We start from the raw sequence: 3,934 nt of genomic DNA on the forward strand, positions 1-3,934 counted from the left end.
CCACTATAAATAAAACCATTGAATTTCAATTCATTAAAAGAACACCGCATGACGTTTTGGCCCTCAAATGTGGGCATAACCCGCGTTGAATAAATTTGTCATCGACTGCATTTACTACTACATCACCGCGTGATTGAATGATTCTCAATTACATATCCGGAACATTTTTGGCGATGTGAACGGGTAGCTTTCGCAATTCAGGGCAATGATTTTTTAATTTTGGCTGCCATCTATCGGCAGTTTTTTTATGGGAAAACAGACAGATGACACACTTCTCCCCGACGTTCACGGGCACAACCGGGCGCGCGCTATTTTCACTCCTCTTTCTGGGGGCCGTCAGTTCGCCTTCGCTGATGGCGGCTGAAAAAACCGCACGTAGCGACGACACCAAAAAAGAAGATGCGATGACGGTTATTGGCACGACCGCGCAGGCTGACCAGACCGTCACCGACGGCTATCAGCCCTTGAGCAGCGCTACCGCTACGCTAACGTCGATGCCACTGCTCGATATTCCGCAGGTCGTCAACACGGTGAGCGATAAAGTATTAGAAGATCAGCATGCCACCTCGCTGGACGAAGCGCTGTATAACGTGGCCAACGTAGTGCAAACCAACACCCTTGGCGGCACTCAGGACGCGTTTACTCGCCGCGGCTTTGGCGCCAACCGCGACGGTTCGATTATGACCAACGGTCTGCGTACCGTGCTGCCGCGCAGCTTTAACGCCGCCACATCGCGCGTGGAGGTGCTAAAAGGCCCCGCTTCCACGCTGTACGGCATCCTCGACCCCGGTGGATTAATTAACGTGGTGACCAAGCGCCCAGAGCGCACTTTCTCCGGCGATATTTCAGCCACGTCCAGCAGTTTCGGCGGCGGTAGCGGACAGATTGACGTTACCGGCCCCATTGAAGGCACCCAACTGGCCTATCGTCTGATTGGCGAATATCAGAATGAAGATTACTGGCGTAACTTCGGCAAGGAGCGCAGCAGTTTTATCGCCCCTTCCCTGACCTGGTTTGGCGACGACGCGACGGTGAACCTTTCGTGGTCGCACCGTAACTACAATACGCCGTTCGACCGCGGCACCATTTTCGATCTGAATACCGGTCAGGCGGTCAACGTACCGAGCAAGGTACGTTTCGACGAGCCGTTTAACATTACCGATGGCAATTCCGATCTGGCGCAGCTCAACGCCGAGTATCGTCTGAACAGCCAGTGGACCGCGCGTTTTGACTACAGCTTTAGCCAGGATATGTACAGTGATAACCAGGCTCGCGTGATGGCCTACGATGCCAAAACCGGCAACCTGACCCGCCGTGTAGACGCGACGCAAGGCTCGACCCAACGAATGCATGCCACGCGGGCCGATTTGCAGGGCAATGTGGTGATTGGCGGTTTCTATAATGAGTTGCTTACCGGCATCGCCTATGAAAATTATGACCTGCTGCGTACCGATATGATCCGCTGCAAAAACGTCAAGAATAGCCTCAATATCTATCACCCGGTGTACGGGACGCTGGATAAATGCACCACCGTATCGGCGGCCGATAGCGATCAGCGCATTCAGCAGGAAACCTATGCGACGTATTTGCAGGACGCGCTCTATTTGACGGATAAGTGGATTGCCGTGGCGGGCGTGCGCTATCAGTACTACACCCAGTACGCAGGAAAAGGTCGTCCGTTCAAAGAAAACACCGACAGCCGGGACGAAAAGCTGACGCCGAAGTTTGGCCTTGTGTACAAGGTGTCACCCACCGTTTCGCTGTTCGGCAACGTTGCGCAGTCGTTTATGCCGCAATCGTCCATCGCCAGTTATATTGGCGACCTGCCCCCGGAAGAGTCCACGGCTTATGAAGTGGGGGCTAAATTCGACCTGTTCGACGGCGTGACGTCTAATATCACCTTCTTTGATATTCACAAACGTAACGTGCTTTATACCGAAACCATTGGCGACGAGACCTACGCCAAAACCGCGGGCAAAGTACGCTCGCGCGGGATTGAGGTGGATGTCGCCGGTTCGTTGAGTGAAAACCTTAACGTCATTGCCAGCTACGGCTACACCGATGCTAAAGTCGAGGAAGATCCGGAATACGCCGGTAAACCGCTGCCCAACGTGCCGCGCCATACCGGATCGCTGTTCCTGACCTATGACATTAACAACGTCTATGATAGCAACACGCTCACACTCGGCGCTGGAGGGCATGCGTTGAGCCGCCGCTCCGGTACCAACGGCGCAGATTACTACCTGCCCGGCTACGCGGTCGCGGATGTCTTTGCCGCCTACAGGATGAAGCTACAGTACCCGGTTACGTTGCAGGTGAACGTGAAGAACCTGTTCGACAAGACGTACTACACCTCATCGATTGCCAGCAATAATCTGGGTAACCAGATTGGCGACCCACGCGAAGTGCAGTTTACGGTAAAAATGGCCTTCTGATTCCGCCAACGCCCAGCCCTCTCTTAGCCAGAGAGGGCCAACCTTTACATACTCTTTCAATCCCGCATCACTTCCCTACAGTCCGCTTACGCATAATAGTCGCTTTAACTTTTAGACAACATTTTTGACTTTGAGGGATTAGAGTGATGCGTCAAACTCTGCAACTTTCACGCTGGCTAGCAGGATTGCTTCTTGCCGTCAGCGTTGCGCTGCCAGCCAGCGCCAACTCCTGGCCACTGCCGCCGCCGGGCAGCCGCCTGGTGGGCGAAAACCGTTTTCACGTTGTCGACAACAGCGGTGGCTCACTGGAAGCCATCGCCAAGAAATATAACGTGGGTTTCCTGGCGCTGTTGCAGGCCAACCCTGGCGTCGATCCGTATGTGCCTCGTGCGGGCAGCGTACTCACTATCCCGCTGCAAACACTGCTACCCGACGTACCGCGTGAAGGCATCGTACTAAATCTGGCCGAGCTGCGGCTGTACTACTACCCGCCGGGCAGTAAAACCGTGACCGTCTACCCTATCGGCATCGGTCAACTTGGCGGCACGACGGTGACACCCACCATGGTCACCACCGTTTCAGATAAGCGCGCCAACCCAACCTGGACGCCAACCTCCAATATCCGCGCGCGCTATCGCGCTCAGGGTGTTGAGCTGCCGGCGGTAATGCCTGCCGGGCCGGATAACCCGATGGGGCATCACGCCATTCGTCTTGCGGCCTACGGCGGCGTGTATCTGCTACACGGCACCAACGCCGATTTTGGTATCGGCATGCGCGTCAGCTCAGGCTGTATTCGCCTGCGTGATAACGACATTAAGGCACTTTTCGATCAGGTTACGCCTGGCACGAAGGTAAACATTATCAATACGCCAATTAAAGCGTCGATTGAGCCAAACGGCGTTCATCTGGTGGAAGTTCATCAACCGCTGTCCGAGCATATTGATGACGACCCGCAGACCCTGCCAATTGTGCTTAACGCCGGGATGAAAGCCTTCAGCCAGAACCCTGCTACCGATAGCGAAGTGATGAAAAAAGTGATGGATGTGCGCTCCGGGATGCCGGTCGATGTCACCCGTCATCACGATGTTCCGCAGCAAAATATGTAGTTGAAAAGCAAAAGTAAAAGGCCCTGAGCGTATTCCGCTCAGGGCCTTTTTTATGGCAGTGGCATAAGCATTATGAGGGTTTTAACGCTTATTTGTAGATTACCGCAGTACCGTGGAGGGAGTTCGGACCGCTAACGGAAGTGATGCGGAAAGATTTCGCACCCATTTCATCGGCTTTCTGAGACAGTTCTTGTTCCAGAGACGCCAGGTTCGGGCCTGCAGATGCGGCAATGTTACCGACTTTGTGCTGATCTGCTGGAGTGGATTGCACTTCAACAGCGGCAAAGCTTGCAAATGACAGTGAGCTAAGGACTGCGGCGATAGCCAGGGTTTTTACGTTTTTCATAATTTTTACCTTGCAGATGAATTTTTGTAGGTCAGACGTTATTAACT

The 3,934-nt window shown here is 53.8% G+C and carries 3 protein-coding genes; 2 read left to right on the forward strand and 1 reads right to left on the reverse strand.

Annotated features, from left to right (window positions below; all coding sequences use genetic code 11):
* The first annotated feature begins 353 nt into the window (after positions 1 to 353).
* Together NNN71_RS23940 and ldtC are read left to right on the forward strand one after the other, a co-directional pair.
* Complete coding sequence (locus tag NNN71_RS23940) at positions 354 to 2,435, forward strand: TonB-dependent siderophore receptor (protein WP_271459521.1); 2,082 nt, start codon at positions 354 to 356, stop codon at positions 2,433 to 2,435.
* Between the two features lie 146 nt (positions 2,436 to 2,581).
* Complete coding sequence (gene ldtC / locus NNN71_RS23945) at positions 2,582 to 3,541, forward strand: L,D-transpeptidase LdtC (protein ID WP_271459522.1); 960 nt, start codon at positions 2,582 to 2,584, stop codon at positions 3,539 to 3,541.
* A gap of 88 nt (positions 3,542 to 3,629) precedes the next feature.
* Here the strand turns inward: ldtC and bhsA are convergent, their stop codons facing one another.
* Positions 3,630 to 3,887: a multiple stress resistance protein BhsA gene (gene bhsA / locus NNN71_RS23950; protein WP_064545779.1), complete on the reverse strand. Its 258-nt coding sequence runs from the start codon at positions 3,885 to 3,887 to the stop codon at positions 3,630 to 3,632.
* Positions 3,888 to 3,934 lie beyond the last annotated feature (47 nt).

This window comes from Kluyvera sp. Awk 3 (genome assembly GCF_028069715.1).
Classification (GTDB): Bacteria; Pseudomonadota; Gammaproteobacteria; order Enterobacterales; family Enterobacteriaceae; genus Kluyvera; species Kluyvera georgiana_A.